This is a genomic window from Sphingobacterium sp. UBA7249 (genome assembly GCF_002472835.1).
GTDB lineage: Bacteria > Bacteroidota > Bacteroidia > Sphingobacteriales > Sphingobacteriaceae > Sphingobacterium > Sphingobacterium prati.
The window spans coordinates 1-19,087 of record NZ_DKST01000019.1 but is presented as its reverse complement, the minus strand read 5'-3'; the positions used below and the strand labels follow the sequence as shown (position 1 = coordinate 19,087).

Genomic DNA, 19,087 nt, shown 5'->3' with positions numbered 1-19,087 from the left:
ATTAACACTAAGATATTCGTAATATGCCGTGCAAGGATATATATGCTACATTAGGAGGTGATATGGATTGTTACAGTAATTCATCCGTCGCTTTTGAAAATGGAAAAAAGTTCGTAATTAACAATCGAAGCAAGAAAAGCATTTGTAAAATTCATATAGATAACTGCCTTATCAAAGACAATAATGTCCGAAAATGTGACTTTTTCTTTGCAATAAGAGAAAATCAAAAATTTTATCTGGTTGAACTTAAAGGACAATCACTTGATGGTGCAGTCGAACAAATAAAAAGTACGTTCAACATATTAAACAGTAAAATAAAGCAAAGTGCGCAAGACTTTATTGGAGTCATTGTTTCTAGTGCTGTACCCAAAGCTGCCGACCAAAAATTTAAGACTCTCCAACAAAAGATATTCAAAGAGCATAAATTAATGATTAAAAGAAAACAGATCCATTTAAATCACCAGAGGAGTTTGCTAGAAAAATCAATAAACAAAATATTGCAGCTTAAATACATGTCCATTTTATTGTTGCAATTCCAGTTTCTCTGACAGCAGAGGCATTCGACCAGCATATTCCAAAAGGTTACATCTATTTTGCTATGGCATTTTCTGTACTTGTTGAATTTTTAAACATACGGTCTGAAAATAAAGCGCTCAAAAAAATATCGGATTCAAACCATAATGATCTGTAAGCCATATTTATATTGACAGCCTGTTTTATTCCAAAATAGCAATCACCTCGGAGTTTTCAAACTTCGGCAATTGTCATCAACAGGAAAGATACGTATTTACGATCTAAATTGGATTGCAAAGAAATGAACAATATACTTGTTCATGAAGCTGATCTTAAATTTTGACTATTTCATTTTTTAACATCACCTTTATTTCCGTCCCCTTATCTGGTTCACTATGTATTTCGATCTTTCCTCCGGCTTGTGTCACAATTGTGTTGACAAGATAAAGCCCCACTCCTGATCCCTCTACAGACTTGCTGATGCGTTTAAACTTTTCAAAAATTGTCTTTTGATTTTCAGCAGTCATACCGATTCCATTATCTCTGACCGAAATGACCACATAGTCACTTTCTTCGTAAGAACTTACCAATATCGCTGCCGAGCGTGATACCGGTGTGTATTTAATCGCGTTATTGATTAAATTATATAGTACACTGCGCAATTTACGTCGCACAAAAGTAATTTCGGAAACTTTTAAATTTTGCTTTATCTGTATATCAGATTCTATAATCTGTGGCGCCAAACTCAAACGTACATCTTCGATAATATTTGGTAGATCAATCAATTCAGCAGTAGCATGATATCTCTGCTCCCCCCAACGCCTCTCGGTAAGATCAAATATGACCTTTTTAATTTCTATCAAACTTTTTTCATGATTCTGTAAAAGCGTAAGAAATTTGTCTGAATTTTTATCTTCAAAATTTTTGATCAATTCCAAAGTAAGATTGATCACGACTATGGGATTTTTAATATCATGCGCAATTGTATCGAGCAATAGTTCATGTTCCAATAAAAGTTTTTCCTGTTCTTCAAGATCCCTCACACGGGGCGTGATATCGACAAAAGTTATGATAACACCATTCGTTCTGTTTTCATTACGGACATGGTAAGGAAGGATATTCATTTGAAACCATTTTAAATCCGTAGTCTGGATTTCTTTCTCCAGGATTTTCCCGGTAGCGATCACCGAATTTATATTATGAATTAAGGTCGGAAACCTAAAGTTATCTTTGATATCCTCAATAGCCATGCCCATGAATTCTGGTTTAAGGTTAAATTGTTTCATGGCAGGCGGAGTAAATTTTCGCAATATCAAATCCGCATCCACAAATAACTGCGGAATAATTGTATTGTTAAAATAATTTTCTAGGTCCTCATTGAGCTGAATCAGTTCAATAATCTGTTCGTCCTTTTTCATACTAGAATCAAATTTTCCTTGTATCATAACAAAATAAAAACTACTTTGTTTTTTGCAAATAATATAGTTTATTGCACGGCATTCGTCAGCCTGTTCTGAACGATTGATAACAAAAATATTCAAAATAACACTAAATAACATATCGCTCGTTAAATAATGAATACCTTTAACAAGTTGACAGTAAAACCCTTTTAAAACAATGATCACATCCGTAGAGAAATTGGCGCAATTAAATCAAGAGAATATTCTGCTCAGACAAAGGGTATCCGAGCTTTCCGATTTTATTGAAAATGCATCTATGCCTCTTCATTGGGTGAATGGGAATGGTATTATTACCTGGGCGAACAAAGCCGAACTCGATCTGCTCGGTTACAAAAAAGAGGAATATATCGGTGCTCAAATACAGGATTTTCATCAGGATCAAGATACAATAGCTACAATACTTCAGTTGCTGGCCAGCAATGAGAAGGTAAACGACCATCCGGCAACACTCAAATGCAAGGATGGATCAGTAAAACATGTCATCATAAACTCCAGTGCTTTAATGAAAGATGGCGAATTTATCCATTCGATGTGCTTTACAAAAGATATCACCGAATCTCTTATCGCCGAAGAGAGAAGAAACAAACTGACAGCTTTGCTGGCAGAAAAGGAAGAACGTTTGCGTCTGGCATTGGCCGCGACAGGTTTGGGTACCTTGGATTGGAACTCTGAATCTGGAAATGTACATTTCTCCGAACAATCCAAACAGATCTTGGATATAGAAGCTGATTTGAAATATGTGGATGACATGTTAGCACTGATTCATCCAGAAGATAGGGAATATGTCTTCCAACAAGTAAAGCAATTGAGCGATAGTAACTCGGATGGACATTTTGAGTTTACTTGCAGGATTGTTAAAAATAGTACCGATTCAATTGCCTGGATCAAGGTGCAGGGAGCTGCCTATTTTAGTGATGCCAGAAGATCCCGACGCATAATAGGAGCGATAATGGATATCACGGATCAAAAAAGCGCTATAGCAGAAAGAGCTAAACTAGCGGCCATCGTAGACTCTTCTTACGATGCTATCATCGGTAAAACCCTCGAAGGTATTGTTACAAGCTGGAATGATGCTGCTGAGAATTTATTCGGATATACTTCGGATGAAATGATCGGTGAATCAATTTTAAAATTAATTCCACCGGATAGGCAAAGTGAAGAGGATTATATCTTGGGCCGAATGCGGCAGGGCCACTCCATTAAACACTTTGAAACACTCCGTCGGACTAAGAATGGAAAATTAATCGATCTGTCCCTTACGATCTCTCCGATAAAAAATGATGCAGGAGAAATTATCGGTGTATCTAAAATAGCAAGGAACATCACAGAGAAAAAACAGGAAGAAAGAAGAAAAAATGCCTTTATTTCGATGGCTAGCCACGAATTGAAAACGCCACTAACCACGTTATTACTGAGCGCTCAGATCATGCAACAACGTCCAGAGATGTTCAATCAGTCCAGCGCATTGATCGGATCGAAGATCGAAATGCAAGTAAAGAAAATGATGGCTATGATACAAGATTTTCTAAGCGTGGCGGAAGTAGAAAGCGGAAAATTGCAACTTCAAAAATCTTCTTTCACGCTATTTGCAATCATGGAAGAATGTAAAAGCGAACTTTCCTTATTATCTCCGCACCATAAAATTGAGCTGCTGTGCGATCCAGCCATAGCGATATTTGCCGACCGGAACAAAATGGGCCAGGTATTGACGAACTTGTTGAGTAACGCTATAAAATATTCACCTTCGAGCAAAAATATCCTCATAGGGTGTGATATAATAGCGGATAAACTAAGGATATATGTACAAGATGAAGGAATTGGAATAGATAAAAGTGATCAGAAGAACTTATTCAAACCTTTTTATCGGGTAGATAATCTAAATTCCTCAAATATTTCAGGATTTGGGATTGGTCTATACATCGTAGCAGAGATACTTCGGTGTCACGGCACAAAGATCGAATTGGATAGCTTAAAAGGTAAAGGGTCTACTTTTTATTTTGAATTCCCATTAGATCATAATCTGCATGAAGCCAATACATCATTTACAATTGACAATAGCTCATTCATTTCAAAAGGCTTAGGTAGAAAATAGTCTGCACCTGCTTTGATGGCGATTTCCTTACCTTCGTAAGAAGCAGAAATGCAAAGTATAGACATGTTGTCAAATTCCCTATGCGTTCGAATCTGCTTAATAAGATCCTCTCCACTAAGCTCAGGCATCCATAAATCACAAATAAATAAATCGGGATTTTCTTCCGAAAGGCGTCCCAAAGCTTCTGAACTTTTGCTTTCGCTTACTATCATTGCCTCGGTCATACTTAATACCATTTCTAAGGTTTCCAAAATGGGAATATTATCATCACATAAAAAAATCTTTTTACTCATTATCTTTATCCTATAGTATGAATTTACTTAACATATATCATTTCCATCGCCTATTTATGTAAATCAATACATAAATAAGCTCCAGAAATAAATATCTTTCTAGTATTGCTATTAAGAAGCGTTTCAATTGGGATTTAGTTCAAATTATTTAAATTCTAAAAAAAACATCAATTGTCAGCATTGGTTTTCTAAGGATGGTTCATATTGGATGTCATTTATTCCATCAAAAAGACCATAGGAGACCTTAGCCGTAATGATTTTCATTTCATTAAATTTGTTCTTTACTTTAAGGTTTAAATAGGTATGAAGAGGATAATGAGGCTTAGTAATGGCAAACATATCTCGATAAGCTAGTTGGGGAATTTTGAGATGTTTATTTAATTGTATGCTTATGTGATATATATGCCTTAGATTTATTAATAGCATTTCTTATTCATATCTAACCAAAGATTAGGTTGATTGAAAAAAATTACTAGATTTGGATGAAATTTTATCTACTTAAACTGAAAAGCAAAACGTCTCAAATTTATAAATGAACTCTGATCAACAGATTTGGAAAATGTTTCAAGTTGGACATGAACCTTCGTTCAAAATACTTTTTGAACGCTATAACCAACTGTTGTTCAATTACGGATTCAAATTTACGCAGGACGAAGAAATTATCGAAGACAGTATTCAAGAGCTTTTTGTCAAACTTTGGTGCAACAAGGATTCTTTAAGTTCGGATGTCGCTGTAAAAAACTATCTTTTTAAGGCTTTTCGGCGGACGCTGATCAAGAAAATAGAACAATCATTCCGAAGAGTCGATGTTGCAAATTCTTCTGTCGATTATTTGCCGTTTGCCATCGAGCTCCCTCATGATCTCAGCATGATACGTCAGGAGCGTGCCCTAGAGATAAAAAGTAAGCTTGATCAAGCACTTATGCAGATGACAGCACGTCAACGAGAAATTATTCACCTGCGTTTTTTTGAAGAATTGCCGTATGACGAAATCGCCGAAATTATGGGACTTTCGACCAAAGATACTTATAAATTGTACTACCGTGCATTGGATAGTTTGAGAAAACATTTCGGAAGATTTGGTCTATTGGTACTATTTCATATACTAAACCAGCTCCGTTACAATTAAATCTTGCGCCGATCGGCAAGTTTCTCTAATAAATATAACCAGTTTTTATTCATCTCCTTCAGTTATACGCTGCCTTTTGATGATTTGACTGGTGCAACCTATTTTTAAAAAAAATAAAATTTATTGGGGTAAAAATCTGTTGAGTGGTGTAACCTATATAAAACAGTATGAACTCTCGATTATCAAAATATAAAGATTATAAGGCAGCAGATTTTTTTGCAGATGAGGATTTTGTGCTGACGGCTTTAATGCCGGAAGCCACCTCAAACGATTTTTGGTCTGAGCTTAGCCTTCATTACCCACATCTATCCGACGAAATGGCTCTTGCCAAAACATGGGTCATGTTGATCCAAAATCAGGTGACTGCACAAAGTACCTTAAGTAGTAACCAACGCTGGGAGAGAATTCAAGCACAAATTCCAATCTACGAAAGCAAAAAACGACGTAGTCGGATCGTACGCAGTTTATTAAGGTGGACAGCATCTGCAGCAGCCATCCTGTTATTTATTATGGTGGCATATGAAGTTAGCCAATTTGGGACAAAAGAGACAAATACAGCCTTCGGTGAACAACGTGAACTTTCCCTTCCGGATTCTTCTATCATCAGACTAAATAGTAATTCTCAAATTTCCTACGTCCGTAGTTGGAAAACCGATAAACCGCGCGAAGTCTGGCTTAAAGGAGAAGGTATGTTTGAGGTAAAACATACTGCCGTTAAAAATCGGTTGCGCGAAAGCGACTTCTTTATTGTGCATGTGGGGGATTTTTCATTGACTGTGTTGGGGACAAAGTTTAATGTAAAGGACCGTCGTGGACGTATCGAAGTGGCTCTGTTTGAAGGGAGCATCCGTGTTCAGGGACAAAACGGTGCAGATCGTATACTAAAACCAGGAGAGACTTTCGTCTATGATGCATCGGCAAATGCAAATCAAGTCGTCACTAACGATGCAAACAAGGTGTTATCCTGGACCCGTGATGAACTCAGTATTGAACATAGCAGCTTAGCAAATATTGTAGATGTATTGGAGGATAATTATGGCTATCAAGTCGTAGTTGAGGACCCAAAACTGCTCAATAAGCGATTTACAGGTGTTATACCTGTTAAAAAAGTAGATGACATCCTTTTTGTGATCAAACATACTATGAATGTAGACATCGAAATGAAAAACAAACAAATAATAATAAGACCTAATTAAAAAACGAACACTAATCAATCGAAATTTATGAAAACTAAATTACTTGTGCCTATAGTCTGCCTGTTGAGTACCACGGGTAGTTTTGCGCAAAAAAGAACTAGTCTCAGTCAGGCTCTCAGCGAAGTTACCCGGATCTACGGAACTAAATTTTCCTATGAAGAAGGATTGATCCGGGATGCCTTTGTCAACAGTGAGCATATTCCCAAAAATAAAAGGCTCCCTGTAGAAACAGTATTAAAAGAACTTCTTTATCCAAACAATTTCTTGTTCCTTTATGTGCAGAACAATTATTTCACGATCATAAGAGATACGCGGGGTAAACGCGATAATGATGGAGACAACAGGTTCTGGAAAGTCATTACCGGCAAAGTTAGAGATAATAATGGAACAGCACTTGCTGGTGTTACTGTGATACCGGATGGCTACGCCGTACGGTCGGGTGTAACCACCAGTAGTGACGGAAGCTATACCCTGCGCTTGAAGGATCCAGCCGAAGCAATCATTTTTTCTTATGTTGGTATGGAGCCTACCCGAAAGGTCATCGGCAGCGATACACAGATCAATGTCACTCTGGGCTCGGTTAACAATCAACTGGATGAGGTTGAAGTTGTGTCGACAGGATACCAAAAAATCGCAAAAGAACGTGCAACTGGGGCTTTTGGCCAAATTACCGCTAAACAGTTGAAGGAAGTGCCATCCATTAATCTTTTGGATCGCATTGCAGGCATGATTCCTGGCGTACAGGTTGATCCGGTGAAGAATTCAATCACCGTCAGAGGAGTAAACACCTTCAATACAGATGGCGATTCTAAGCGTCCGCTTATTGTCATAGATGGCTTTCCGGCAATCGATCAGGACTTGGTAAAAAATACCACGCAATTTGCCAACAATTCCATATTGAGTCGTTTAAATCCGGCAGATATCGAAAGTATTACCGTACTTAAAGATGCGGCAGCAGCTTCCATATGGGGGGCGCAGGCCGCAAATGGTGTTATCGTCATTGAAACAAAAAAAGGAAGAATAGGCGACCCCGTCATTTCCTATAATACCAGCCTTAGTATTTCTGCTCCAGCTGATCTTAATAGCTTGGATCGGATGACCACTGCGCAGTATATTGATTTCGAAAAGGAAATGTTCGATTATGGCTGGATAGCTGATCCGGAAGATTGGAATTCGTCATGGCAACCTTTTAATACCAATAAACCTGCTAGTGAAGCGGTTCAATGGATGTATAAAAATAAAAAGGGATTGATCAGCGATGATGAGTTAACTAAACAGCTCGATCGTTTAGGTCAAATTGACAATACCAGCCAAATTCGGAAATACCTGCTACAGAATGCAGTGACCCAACAGCACAACCTTTCCCTTTCAGGTGGAAATGGAAGGACAACCTATGCGTTCTCGGGCAGCTACGCAAAGGATGTTCCAGTATTCCGGTCCAATCAGGCCCAGTCCTTTTTTATGAATTCAACTTTATCGACAAACTTTTTAAATCAGCGATTAAGTTTGACAACCGGATTGAATTATAATTATACAAATACTGTTGCTAACCAAGTTGCGGCAAATGCCATTGGTAATTCGACTGAGGGATTAAGGCCATACGAATTATTGGTTAATCCCGATGGAAGTAGAAATCGGCGATCATTGCGTTTTACAGAGTCTGTAGCAGCAAATCTAAAAGAGATTGGATTGTATGACTGGACCTATAGTCCAATAGATGAACTGGACTACAACAAATATACCACTGCAGACAATCGGATAAGAATTAATGCTGATCTCAACGCCAAAGTGAATAGCTGGGCTAACATCAGCCTGTCAGGTATGCTTCAACGTACCATTGCAAACAGTCGAAATCTTGACGAATTAAAAAGTTATTCGATGCGTGACTTTTTAAATTATTATTCCACAGTAGATTTCCAAAATAATACGTTCACCAAAAATTTCGTACAAGGCGGAAGAATCGCATTGCGAGACCAAAATGCCACACAGTATAATATTCGCTTGCAAGGTAATATCAATAAGACATGGGGTGACTTCGTTAATTTAAATCTTCTCGCAGGAGCAGAGATTAGTTCTCAAACAGGCTTTAGCTCATCACAAACGGGATATGGCTTTAATGAAGATACCTATTCAATCGCTCCTTATAATCAGCTTGGTAGCTTCATGGGGATAGAGGGCTGGCAGCAATCGATTACGGGTTCAGATGGCATTAGCAGAGCTAACCTACGAAAGATGTCTTATTACTCCAATGGAGCATTATCATTTCTTAAAGATAGGTACATTTTGTCTGCAAGTGCACGTTTTGACGATCTTACGTTGGTTGGTATTTCAAGATCGAAGCGAGCTAAACCAATCTGGTCAGCTGGTGCCAAATGGAATATCAAGTCCGAACGTTTTATGCAAGAAGTAGATTGGCTAAATGCGCTGAACCTCCGTATTACCTATGGTGTCGGTGGTACAGTTCCGCAGGGCGGATCCAATGTTACCATCATCAACATCGAAGGGGCTGATTATGCAACAGGTGAAATACCGGCATCAATATCGCAACCACGGAATCCCGAGGTTGGATGGGAAAAGGTGTATACGCAAAATTACGGACTCGATGTAAGTTTGATCAATAACAGATTAAACATCGCATTTGATCTTTATAAAAAACATACGCGTAATATCCTGTACACTTTTCCTTATAATGCGACATATGGATGGACAGACCTCCAATTTAATGGCGGAACAATGCAATCTAATGGAATCGATCTGGGTATACAGGGACTTATCATTCGCAAGAAAGACTTTCGATGGAGCTCCACCCTTAACTTTTCCTACAACACCAACAAAGTTACGGATTCACGCTTAGTAGCAACAGATATTAGTAACTACATCAATGGTTCGATTTTAGAAGGGATGCCCTTGGATTATCTATATGCCTATAAGTGGGCGGGCCTCGATGAGACGGGACAGTCACAAATCGCCAAAGCCAACGGTGACATCGTAAAGAGTACGCAAGGGGGACGCAATGTATTTGTCCGTGAAGATCTCGTATATATGGGACGTAAAACGGCGCCTTACTTTGGTGGTTTTATGAATACATTTTCATATAAAGGTATTAATCTTGGCTTTCGCATAACCTACGATCTGGGAAATGTCAAACGTCTGGAAACATTTGGTAATTATCCACAATTCCAAGGAACTTTCTATGGCGTGCTTAACACAAACAAGATGCAGACAGAGCGTTGGCGAAATCCGGGTGATGAAGCAACAACAAATGTTCCGGGCTTAAAAAACATAAATACAAATAGCTATAACAGGTTTAGGGATTCCGATCCGATGGTCATTGATGCTAGCCATATACGCTTTCAACAGATATCGTTGGGATATAGCGTACCGTCAACTTCACTTAAGCGGACGCCGTTTAAATCTGTCGGTGTAAACGCTGCCGTACGAAATTTAGGTATTCTTTGGAAAGCAAATAAACTAGGTATTGATCCCCTTTATGTACGCACGAATACCTATAATAATTTGCCGCCTACCAAGAATTTTTTCTTAACCATTGACGCCACCTTTTAAAAAATAAACAGCATGAAAACCAAATATATTTTTTTTGCATCGATTTTTGCGCTGACAGCCGTTATGCAGGGCTGCCGTAAATATGTGGAAGTTGAACAGTATAACCGTAAGGAATTAAAGTATACCACAGATTATGCTTATCTCTTAAATAATTCAACGGTATTTTCGCCTACTTTTAGTACACCGATATTATCTAGTGACGATATCACTTTTGCTAACCTGGCATACCAACAACAACAAATTGAAAGTGTCGCGTGGCCCTATATTTGGTCCTCGCAACTTGTGCCGGATAATACAGAAGATCTGAACTGGTCAAGACCTTATAAACAAATTTATACGGCCAATGAAGTCATTGCTGGAGTGATGCAAAGCGAGGATGGTTTAGAGAAGGAGAAGCGTGCACTCTTGGCAGAAGCGAAAATCCAAAGAGCTTATGCTTATTTTGTGTTGGCTAATCTTTATGGAGACATTTATGACCCACAGACTGCCGGAAACGCAATGGGGGTACCACTGCTTTTACAACCTGATTTATTTGCTTCGCTAAAGCGGGCATCGCTCGCCCAGGTGTATGCGCAGATACTTCAAGATTTAAACGAAGCATTAGTTGATATTCCGACAACGGCAAGCAATAATAGACATCCCAATAAAGCTGCTGTAGAAGCTTTGTTGGCCATTGTACATCTTCATATGCGTAATTTCGATTTAGCAGCGACGCATGCAGATGCTGCCCTTCAATACAATGCAACACTTTTAGATTTACAACAGTTCGCCACATCGGCATCTGGATACCCTCTTCCGTTCAATCATCCTGAAACCTATTTTTTAAAACAGGTTGGACAAATGATTGATCAACAATTGAATCCCGAGCTTGTTTCTCTTTTTGATACCAAAGATCTTCGACGTACAGTTTATATGCAAGCTGGTACCGGTCAGATGCCAAGTGGCGCATTGCGCTCAAAAAAAATGAACGTGATGGTCGGTGCTCCTAATGCTGGACCTTCTGTTCCAGAGATGTTACTTATCAAAGCCGAAGTTGAGGCACGAAAGGGAAATACAGCGACCGCAATGGAATTTGTCAACGAGCTGCGCGCAAAGCGATTCAAGCAACAGGATTTTACACCTTTATCGGCAACTTCAGCAGACCAGGCTTTACAAATCATCGTGGATGAACGCCGACGGGAGTTTTTCGGAACAGGTTTACGCTGGCTGGATATGCGTCGGTTCAATCTTGATGCTAAATTGGCAAAAGAATTTAAAAGACAATTTATAAATCAAGAGTATACACTCAAAATTAATAGTGCTAGCTATGTATATCCAGTAGCAAATAAATATTTACAGCTCAATCCAGAAATAGGTCAAAGACCAATGTAATATAATATAAGATGAAAAAAGAATTTATTTTTTTAGTACTATTGTTTATTCAGGCTGTGTCATATGCACAGCCTCGATTTGACAGCAGTGTTTTTAAACCAGCCAAACCTAGAACATCTGAACCTGTTCAAGTGCTATACGATGCCAAGGATAAAGATCTTGAGTTTAGCGATGCAATAAATGCGACCTGTTTTCTCTTCGAAGATTTTTCATGGAGGCAAATTAGTCTTCCCATGCAAAAAAATGCAGCAGGGCTATGGACAGTAGTGCTACCTGTCAAATCGACAACGGCTTTTATTGCTGTAAAATTCTATCAGGGCGAATTTGATCATCCCGACGTAATAGATAACAATCAGGATCGAGGCTATGCAGTAGCTTTAAGTGATGCAAAAGGAAAAGCTGTACCGGGAGCCTTTCTTGGTGAGGCTGCCTTCCAACAGCCCACCATAGCAGCAGGTGGAATTTTCACTTATTATGGCAACCAGCCCGCAGCGATGCCTACAGAATACCTCAAAGGCTTGGCTGATAAAGAGTTTGCCTTGTCCGGAAAGCAATACCTCCGCTATTTTCAGTCTTTTATGAACTTACAAAAATTGGCTTTAGGTGATGCTTTTAATGCTTACGCTAAGAAACTCATCATGACTCAATTGGCACAAAAAGACCTCACGGATGATGTACTTGGTCAGCTTTATTCTTTTGGTAGCGCAGGTTTACAAGATAGGGAATTAACGCAGTTAATTGAGCAGCGCGTAAATGCTGATTATCCGAAGGGAGCGACGGCGCGATTCATCGCTTATCGTAATACGATGGTCGGCAATCCTACTAACGATGAGTTAATCGATATATATGAAAATTTTTTGAAGGATTTTCCTTTTCAGCAATGGAGACAAAGTTCAAATGGTCAGGGATTTATCTATTATGCGGTTTACCGGGGATTAGGTTCGGCTTATTTCGATACTAAGCGGCTAGACAAATTTGCTAAGCTTTACGATGATATCGATTTCCGCACAGGAAATGAGTTGATGCGATGGAATATTATGCGTGCTTACATGTTCAAGACAGTAGGAAAAGATAGCCTTTATCAAGTTTCCGAAGCTGTTTTGCCTAAACTGATCGCTCGACGGAACGACAATTCTTATCAGGTTGACTTTGAAAATAAGGCACAGGCAGATTCCAATGTGGTTAAAAACTTGAATGACCGTCTCTTTACACATATCTCCTTGTTAAATGATCTCAAAAAATATACAGAAGCACGGAAATACTTCACGCTGCTCTCCGAAGATGCTAAATACAATAATGCCGAACTGAATGAAATTAATCTTCAGGTTTTAGAAGGGCTTGGGGATGATAAGCAAATCCTGCCTTTACTGGAAATGAGCGCGCGATACAATGCGATGACGCCGCGGATGTTTGACAAACTTAAATCAATTTACTTAAAAGGACACCCCAATGATGAAAGTGGCTATCAAACTTATCTGGCGGGATTAAAATCTGATAAAGAAAAAGCCGCAATGCAAGCGTATGTTGATCATAACTGGGTCAATCATCCGATGCCTAATTTTCGTTTAGAAACCGCTGAAGGGCTATTTGTTACGCCAGAAGACTGGAAAGACAAAATTGTGGTAGTGGATTTCTGGGCGACTTGGTGTCGACCATGTATCATGGCATTCCCCGGAATGCAGCTTTTAGTCGATAAATATGCACAGGACAAACAGGTTGCGATATATATGCTGGGTACCATGCAGACCGGAAATTATAAAGATAAGTCAGTCAACTATGTCCGTAGTGAAGGTTTCCGTTTCAATCTCTTACACGATTCCGTCAATCCAGTAACTAAAGAACAAGATGTACTATTTAGACAATTGGTTCCATTGTTCGGTGACTCTTCCATTCCACGCAAGATCATTGTTAAAAACGGTCGTGTGCGCTATTGCTCAGGAGGTTATTCGGGAAGTCCGAGTAAATTGATGGATGAACTATCCCTTGCTATTGAAATCCTTAAAAACGAAAAATAGACTATTAAACCAAGATACACTATGAATAGTAAAGCAACAAGCTTACTCGTCGGAATGCTCGGTCTGGGACTGTCTTTGCAGGCTCAGATGAATCCAAAATATAAATTTGAGGAGGCACTAAAGCTTATTCAGCAGAATTATGTCGACCAGGTAAATGAAGAACATTTGGTAGATGCCGCGATTAAAGCAATGATATCGGATTTAGATCCTCATTCACGCTATACTAGTCGTGAGGAAGCCGAGCAAATGCGTGTGGTCATGAGTGGAAGTTTTGCTGGAATTGGCATTCAGTTTCTAAAAAATAATGAGCAGACCTTCGTGACAAAAGTTAATCCAGATGGTCCAGCCATGCGTGCAGGAATCCGTGTTGGTGACCAAATACTCGGTATTGATGGCGATAGCATCGTTGGGGAAAAATGGGGGAACCGTGAGATTATGGAAAAATTGCGCGGTGAAAAAGATGTACCGGTTGTGTTGACTATCGTGTCACCGGGAAGCACCGACAGCAAAAATATAAGCATTGTACGCGAAAATATACTGGAGAAATCCGTTCGTGAAAGCTATATGGTCGACAAGGAAATCGGCTATATTGCACTTTCAATTTTCAATCAGACCACGCGTCAGGAAATAGACGCTGCTTTAAAGAGCCTCAAAAGCCAGGGAATGAAAAAATTGATCCTAGACCTGCAGAGTAATGGTGGCGGCTATGTGCAATCCGCTATTGGTGTCGCAGATGAATTTTTGCCCAAAGAGAAAATTGTTTTTTATTCCGTTCCTAACCAAGGCGGAAAAGATTACTACTTCACTGGCGGTTATGGTCAATTTTATGAAGGGGAATTGGTGGTCCTAATTGATGAATCCACGGCTTCAGCCAGTGAAATCGTGACAGGAGCACTTCAGGACTGGGATCGCGCTGTGGTCATCGGTCGGCGCAGTTTTGGAAAAGGCCTCATGCAGAAACCTGTTCCATTGTCTGACGGTTCAGAAATGCATCTAACAGGAGCCCGCTACTATACTCCATCCGGACGGTCAATTCAGAAACCCTATACCAAAGGAAAGGAAGATTATTTCCAGGATTTTAATCGCCGTATGGCCTCTAAAGAATTATTGGAAGCAGGGCATATTTCTTTTCCAGATTCTTTAAAGTACAGCACATTGACTAATAAAAGAACCGTGTATGGCGGCGGAGGCATCATGCCAGACCGATTTGTGCCCATCGACACAAATCTATATAGCACCTGGATGGCACAGTTCATGAACAATGGGATTGTTGCCAAAGGTGGATTTGAATTTGTACAGCAAAATCGTCGCGCGTTACTGGGAGCTTATCCAGACTTCACCGCATTTAATTCCCGATTTAATGTGCCTAAAGAAGTGCATAGACAGCTGATTTCAGCAGCACGTAAGCAGTCCACTGCTATTCCTCCAGAAGATCATCAAAGCGCCCATGCTGCCATCGACATAGAATTTAAAGCGCAGGTTGCCTCACTACTTTATACTGGTGGCGATTATATGGCGCGCATCAGGAATGAAGCTAACAAGAGTTTCCAGGACGCCCTACTTGTCCTTCGTGACGAAAAGCTTTATAAACAATTATTACAAACGGGCATTGTCGGGCAAACCTTAAAAAAAGGTACTGAAAACGTGTCAAGATAAATTTTCAAATAGTAGAATAAATACCGAATAAATATGAGAAATATAAAATGGACCCTCGCATTGGCCTGTATATTGCCAGCGATGGGATATGCGCAGCAAAATTATACACTGCAAGGTACGGTGGGCAAGTTAGATAAACCCGCAAAAGCCTACCTTCGTCTGAGCTACGATGGAAAAGAACAGATTGATTCTGTTGAAATGAAAAATGGAAAATTTGAATTTAAAGGAACAATTCCGTCACCGATGGAAGCGCATTTACGTATCATTCACGATAATGCCCCTTTCGATCCGGCCAAACCACCAAAGCAAGATATATTGCCTTTTTTGATAGAAGGAACAACAATCAAATTCGCGGCGGCAGATTCTATACGACATGCAAAAATAACTGGATCTCCTTTGAATGCAGAAAATGATCGGGTAAATGCTATGCTAAAGCCGATTTACGACCAGTATCAAGTATTGGAAAATGAATATAAGTCCAAATCGCTCGCAGATCAGCAAAACCCCAAATACATTAAAACATTGGAAGATCGTGCAAATGTGATACAGCAACAGACAATCGATGCAAAGTTGGACTATGTTTCCAAGAATCCAAAAAGCTATATGGCCTTGATGGCATTTAATTCAACATTACCACCAGAGTTTGATGCTGTCAAAGCCGAAAAAATATTTGGCACATTAGATCCGAGTTTGCAAAACTCTATTCTTGGGAAAGACCTTGCTAAGCGTATTGCCCTGGTCAAAAAAACGAGCGAAGGAGTAGAAGCGCAAGATTTTACGCAGCCCGATGTTGACGGTAAACCGGTCAAATTATCAGACTACCGTGGAAAGTATGTCCTGATTGATTTTTGGGCATCTTGGTGTGCACCTTGCCGTCGTGAAAATCCAAATTTAGTAAAAGCCTATTCGAAATACCAGCAACAAGGCTTTGAAATTCTAGGAGTTTCCATGGATAAAGCCGCGGATAAAGCGAAATGGTTAAAAGCTATTCAGGATGATGGACTGACTTGGAAACAGGTGGGTGATCTTAAGGGATGGGAAAATGAAGCTGGGGCCATGTACGATGTCAAGGCTATTCCGATGAATTTCCTGGTTGATCCAAATGGAAAAATCATTGCTAAATATTTGCGTGGTGAAGAGTTAGATAAAAAGCTAGCTGAGATTTTTGCCAAATAGTTATAAAATGCGCTGGTAGAGCTTGATCAGTGTAATCATATGTTTAGTTAGTGGAGACGGTTGCCCACTCAAGGCAGCCGTACCTCCTTTATGCAATCAATTATCTCCTGTTTCTACTGATGGACTATGTTCTCAAATATTAAATGATCCGTTATTAATTCTCTAAAAAAAACATCCCCAAAAAACAAGACTTTTTAAAAGCAGAGAGTTCGGTGATGAATTGCTGATTTCCTCCGCATTCGAAAATTGATGGTAAAGGCACGGGTAGCATCACTAAGGGAGATCCAACCCTTACAATTGAAAAGACTGCAACAGATTTTGACCAATTAGATCAGGCGATAGCGGCTTCAATTTCTCCCGTCGCCAATAACATATTTTCGTCCTTAAGCCCAAGTAACATCGTACCCTCCGTCTTGAAGACCTCCACATCTGATATTCCGATAAATCCAAAGAAAGTGCGAAGTTACATTTCCATGTTATCCACGATTCCATTGTCATAGATACCGCCCACCGCAAAGTTAAGATAGACCTTTTTATTTTTAAGAAGTCCTTTTACATGACCATCAGCATAGGAAAATGTCTTTCCAGCAATCGAAATATGGTCAATCCAGGATTTCAATGTCGAAGGGATACTAAAACTATGTGCAGTCACCAGTAGCTTTCCTTGTCAAACAACTAATTTGGCTTAATAAGCCATATATCCTCTCATCGGACGATTATTATATTTTCTTTTCAAAAATTTATTAATTTAGCTATGGCTCGTAGCATTGTCCAAGGTTTGTGCTAAATTGAACTTTTAATCCAATTTATCCCCAACTATTGCCAAGCTGTGAACCGTTACCCATACTACTCAATCGACCGATATGACAAAATACTTTCCCGAAATACTAACCAATCACAAAATTAACGACAGACACATTGAGTTTCGCAATGTGTTATTTGATTTAGACAAAAATGTAATCAGCGCAGAAAATTCACACTACTTGACAAATATTCTCTCCTAAAGTCATTCAAACTGAAGGAAAACAAACTGAAAAAGGAAATTAAACAGCGAATGATTGCGGACACAATTGCCGGTATTTATATTCCGAAAAACCTTAAAGATTGTTTTGTCCAGATTGAATCGTTCTGGGATGATAGCACTAAAAATAAAGTAAGAGAAATGACAGAGTCAGAGTTTATGGCTGGCACACATTTCGGATTTGGAATGTGGATGAGAAATAATTGGGGACTCTGGGGAGGTTCAAGGCTTTCTGCATATTTCGCCAAACGGGGAATAAGACATCCTGACGACATGCCCGGTATCATATTAACGAGTTATTATCGGAAATTAAAGGGGAAAGATCCCGATGTAAAATCACAGCTAAAATATTATAAAAAGTATTGGACTCCATAAATATTGACTAAAAAGAAAAATGCTCGGAATAAAGCTGACAAAATAATGTTAATATTTACTAAAGGACTTGCTATTTTTAAACGATTTTAGATATTTCGCTAAGCTAGATGAGGAATGTTGTGACGACATTGAATACATAGCCTTGAAGGCAAAAGTCCAGAATATTTACAAAAATTTCTGTAATTTCATCATCAAGCATAGGATTTTCTTGTAACTGAATCCCGAAAGTGGGGTTTAATAATTATTACCTTTGTTCAAAATTTCGAAAATGAAAAAAACGTTTGTTTTACCAATACTTGCTGTAGGATTTTTAATTTGGTTTTTGGCAACGTTGGCTTTTCGTCTTGCGGGACAGTTCTTTTTTATCACAGATTCATCAGCAATACTTACTAGCTTATATATAGTTGTAATCCCTGCATTGATTTTGATTTCAGCCCTAACTTTTAAAAGATTTAAACTTTCGGGTCTTGAAAATATAGTCGCTGGTGTGCTATTGGTATTACCAGGAATGGTTCTCGATACGTTCGTTATTCATTTTTTTGAACAAATCTACCCCAACATGCCGTCAAGCAGAGCTGCAACATTTGGTTCTTGGCTCATGTGGGCGTACAGCGTAGTATTACTGACATCAATCTTTATTGGTTTGCGACAAAATATAAATCTTAACAGGGATTAAAAAACACAGACATGGGCTGTGGGAAATAAAAGTTTCTATTTTTATTGAATCCTCCAACAATGTGATCGAGATTTTCCCAATAGACTAAAAGTTTAAATACATAAGTATTTTTTTCGAAAAATGCCTATAAGGAGATAATTGCCTATACAGGAAGCGTGATCGTAATCCGGACCGTAAAATCTTCCTCATCAGGTTTTTTGTCAATTGTGAGTGAAGCAGATTCTGCTGACTCATCACTACTGAGCATACGTAATCGTTCTTGTACTCCTTTTAAACCAAATGAGGTACTCTTGAAATTACTATTTCCAGTTTTATGAAACTGATCAAAACCAACACCATTATCCAGAATTTCAATCCTAATTTCCTTTTCTTTTAAAGCTGTCCGGATCAATATCTTGCCTTTTCTGCCATGGAGATTCCTCATACCATGATGTACGGCATTTTCGACAATTGGCTGAATCAACATCGACGGAATCTTTTTATTGCTTTTGATTAAGCGTTCATCCGATTGAATGCTATAGGTAAATATATGATCGAAACGTTCTTGCTC

At 39.0% G+C, this 19,087-nt stretch carries 15 protein-coding genes; 11 read left to right on the top strand and 4 right to left on the bottom strand.

What is annotated here, in order from left to right; translation table 11 throughout:
* The first annotated feature begins 23 nt into the window (after nt 1-23).
* Nucleotides 24-548: a hypothetical protein gene (locus tag B4A24_RS15060; protein WP_293945953.1), complete on the top strand. Its 525-nt coding sequence runs from the start codon at nt 24-26 to the stop codon at nt 546-548.
* A 297-nt stretch (nt 549-845) separates the two neighbouring features.
* Here the strand turns inward: B4A24_RS15060 and B4A24_RS15055 are convergent, their stop codons facing one another.
* A complete protein-coding gene (locus tag B4A24_RS15055; protein ID WP_293945952.1) occupies nt 846-1,931 on the bottom strand; it encodes an ATP-binding protein in 1,086 nt (361 codons plus the stop codon).
* Nucleotides 1,932-2,130: 199 nt separating this feature from the next.
* Here B4A24_RS15055 and B4A24_RS15050 point away from each other — a divergent pair, with 199 nt between their 5' ends.
* Nucleotides 2,131-4,065 carry a PAS domain-containing sensor histidine kinase gene (locus B4A24_RS15050; protein ID WP_293945951.1) on the top strand — a complete coding sequence of 645 codons (1,935 nt, stop codon included), beginning with the start codon at nt 2,131-2,133 and terminating at the stop codon, nt 4,063-4,065.
* Here the strand turns inward: B4A24_RS15050 and B4A24_RS15045 are convergent.
* On the bottom strand, nt 3,987-4,358 hold the full coding sequence (locus B4A24_RS15045) for a response regulator (RefSeq protein WP_293945950.1): 372 nt from the start codon (nt 4,356-4,358) through the stop codon (nt 3,987-3,989). The genes B4A24_RS15050 and B4A24_RS15045 overlap by 79 nt on opposite strands.
* 532 nt (nt 4,359-4,890) lie before the next feature.
* Here B4A24_RS15045 and B4A24_RS15040 point away from each other — a divergent pair.
* From B4A24_RS15040 to B4A24_RS15010, 7 genes are all read left to right on the top strand, one after another.
* Nucleotides 4,891-5,487: an RNA polymerase sigma factor gene (locus tag B4A24_RS15040; protein WP_293945949.1), complete on the top strand. Its 597-nt coding sequence runs from the start codon at nt 4,891-4,893 to the stop codon at nt 5,485-5,487.
* 167 nt (nt 5,488-5,654) lie between these two features.
* Entirely contained in the window at nt 5,655-6,683 is a 1,029-nt protein-coding gene (locus B4A24_RS15035; protein ID WP_293945948.1) for a FecR family protein, read from the top strand.
* Nucleotides 6,684-6,710: 27 nt separating this feature from the next.
* Entirely contained in the window at nt 6,711-10,247 is a 3,537-nt protein-coding gene (locus B4A24_RS15030) for a SusC/RagA family TonB-linked outer membrane protein (RefSeq protein WP_293945947.1), read from the top strand.
* 12 nt (nt 10,248-10,259) lie between these two features.
* Nucleotides 10,260-11,618, top strand: coding sequence for a RagB/SusD family nutrient uptake outer membrane protein (locus B4A24_RS15025; RefSeq protein WP_293945946.1), 1,359 nt, complete (start codon nt 10,260-10,262; stop codon nt 11,616-11,618).
* 11 nt (nt 11,619-11,629) lie between these two features.
* Complete coding sequence (locus B4A24_RS15020) at nt 11,630-13,633, top strand: TlpA family protein disulfide reductase (RefSeq protein ID WP_293945945.1); 2,004 nt, start codon at nt 11,630-11,632, stop codon at nt 13,631-13,633.
* Between the two features lie 21 nt (nt 13,634-13,654).
* Nucleotides 13,655-15,289, top strand: a complete 1,635-nt coding sequence (locus B4A24_RS15015; protein ID WP_293945944.1) for a S41 family peptidase — start codon at nt 13,655-13,657, stop codon at nt 15,287-15,289.
* A gap of 33 nt (nt 15,290-15,322) precedes the next feature.
* The gene (locus B4A24_RS15010; RefSeq protein ID WP_293945943.1) at nt 15,323-16,465 is read left to right on the top strand and encodes a TlpA disulfide reductase family protein; all 1,143 of its coding nucleotides are present in this window, start codon (nt 15,323-15,325) and stop codon (nt 16,463-16,465) included.
* A gap of 463 nt (nt 16,466-16,928) precedes the next feature.
* Here B4A24_RS15010 and B4A24_RS15005 read toward each other — a convergent pair whose 3' ends face one another.
* A complete protein-coding gene (locus B4A24_RS15005; RefSeq protein WP_293945942.1) occupies nt 16,929-17,117 on the bottom strand; it encodes an NAD(P)H-dependent oxidoreductase in 189 nt (62 codons plus the stop codon).
* Between the two features lie 402 nt (nt 17,118-17,519).
* Here B4A24_RS15005 and B4A24_RS15000 point away from each other — a divergent pair, with 402 nt between their 5' ends.
* Both B4A24_RS15000 and B4A24_RS14995 read left to right on the top strand, forming a co-directional pair.
* Nucleotides 17,520-17,861: a DUF6794 domain-containing protein gene (locus B4A24_RS15000; RefSeq protein WP_293945941.1), complete on the top strand. Its 342-nt coding sequence runs from the start codon at nt 17,520-17,522 to the stop codon at nt 17,859-17,861.
* 268 nt (nt 17,862-18,129) lie between these two features.
* Entirely contained in the window at nt 18,130-18,537 is a 408-nt protein-coding gene (locus B4A24_RS14995; protein ID WP_293945940.1) for a DUF5367 domain-containing protein, read from the top strand.
* 142 nt (nt 18,538-18,679) lie between these two features.
* Here the strand turns inward: B4A24_RS14995 and B4A24_RS14990 are convergent.
* A partial coding sequence (locus B4A24_RS14990; protein ID WP_349681737.1) for a sensor histidine kinase occupies nt 18,680-19,087 on the bottom strand: 408 nt, incomplete at its 5' end.

Excerpts from the sequence above, each read along its gene's own strand:
- B4A24_RS15050 (WP_293945951.1), top strand. The coding sequence starts at position 2,131 with ATGATCACATCCGTAGAGAAATTGGCGCAATTAAATCAAGAGAATATT.
- B4A24_RS15030 (WP_293945947.1), top strand. The coding sequence starts at position 6,711 with ATGAAAACTAAATTACTTGTGCCTATAGTCTGCCTGTTGAGTACCACG.
- B4A24_RS15055 (WP_293945952.1), bottom strand. The coding sequence starts at position 1,931 with ATGAAAAAGGACGAACAGATTATTGAACTGATTCAGCTCAATGAGGAC.
- B4A24_RS15040 (WP_293945949.1), top strand. The coding sequence starts at position 4,891 with ATGAACTCTGATCAACAGATTTGGAAAATGTTTCAAGTTGGACATGAA.
- B4A24_RS15020 (WP_293945945.1), top strand. The coding sequence starts at position 11,630 with ATGAAAAAAGAATTTATTTTTTTAGTACTATTGTTTATTCAGGCTGTG.
- B4A24_RS15015 (WP_293945944.1), top strand. The coding sequence starts at position 13,655 with ATGAATAGTAAAGCAACAAGCTTACTCGTCGGAATGCTCGGTCTGGGA.
- B4A24_RS15060 (WP_293945953.1), top strand. The coding sequence starts at position 24 with ATGCCGTGCAAGGATATATATGCTACATTAGGAGGTGATATGGATTGT.
- B4A24_RS15000 (WP_293945941.1), top strand. The coding sequence starts at position 17,520 with ATGATTGCGGACACAATTGCCGGTATTTATATTCCGAAAAACCTTAAA.
- B4A24_RS15035 (WP_293945948.1), top strand. The coding sequence starts at position 5,655 with ATGAACTCTCGATTATCAAAATATAAAGATTATAAGGCAGCAGATTTT.
- B4A24_RS15025 (WP_293945946.1), top strand. The coding sequence starts at position 10,260 with ATGAAAACCAAATATATTTTTTTTGCATCGATTTTTGCGCTGACAGCC.
- B4A24_RS15045 (WP_293945950.1), bottom strand. The coding sequence starts at position 4,358 with ATGAGTAAAAAGATTTTTTTATGTGATGATAATATTCCCATTTTGGAA.
- B4A24_RS15010 (WP_293945943.1), top strand. The coding sequence starts at position 15,323 with ATGAGAAATATAAAATGGACCCTCGCATTGGCCTGTATATTGCCAGCG.
- B4A24_RS14995 (WP_293945940.1), top strand. The coding sequence starts at position 18,130 with ATGAAAAAAACGTTTGTTTTACCAATACTTGCTGTAGGATTTTTAATT.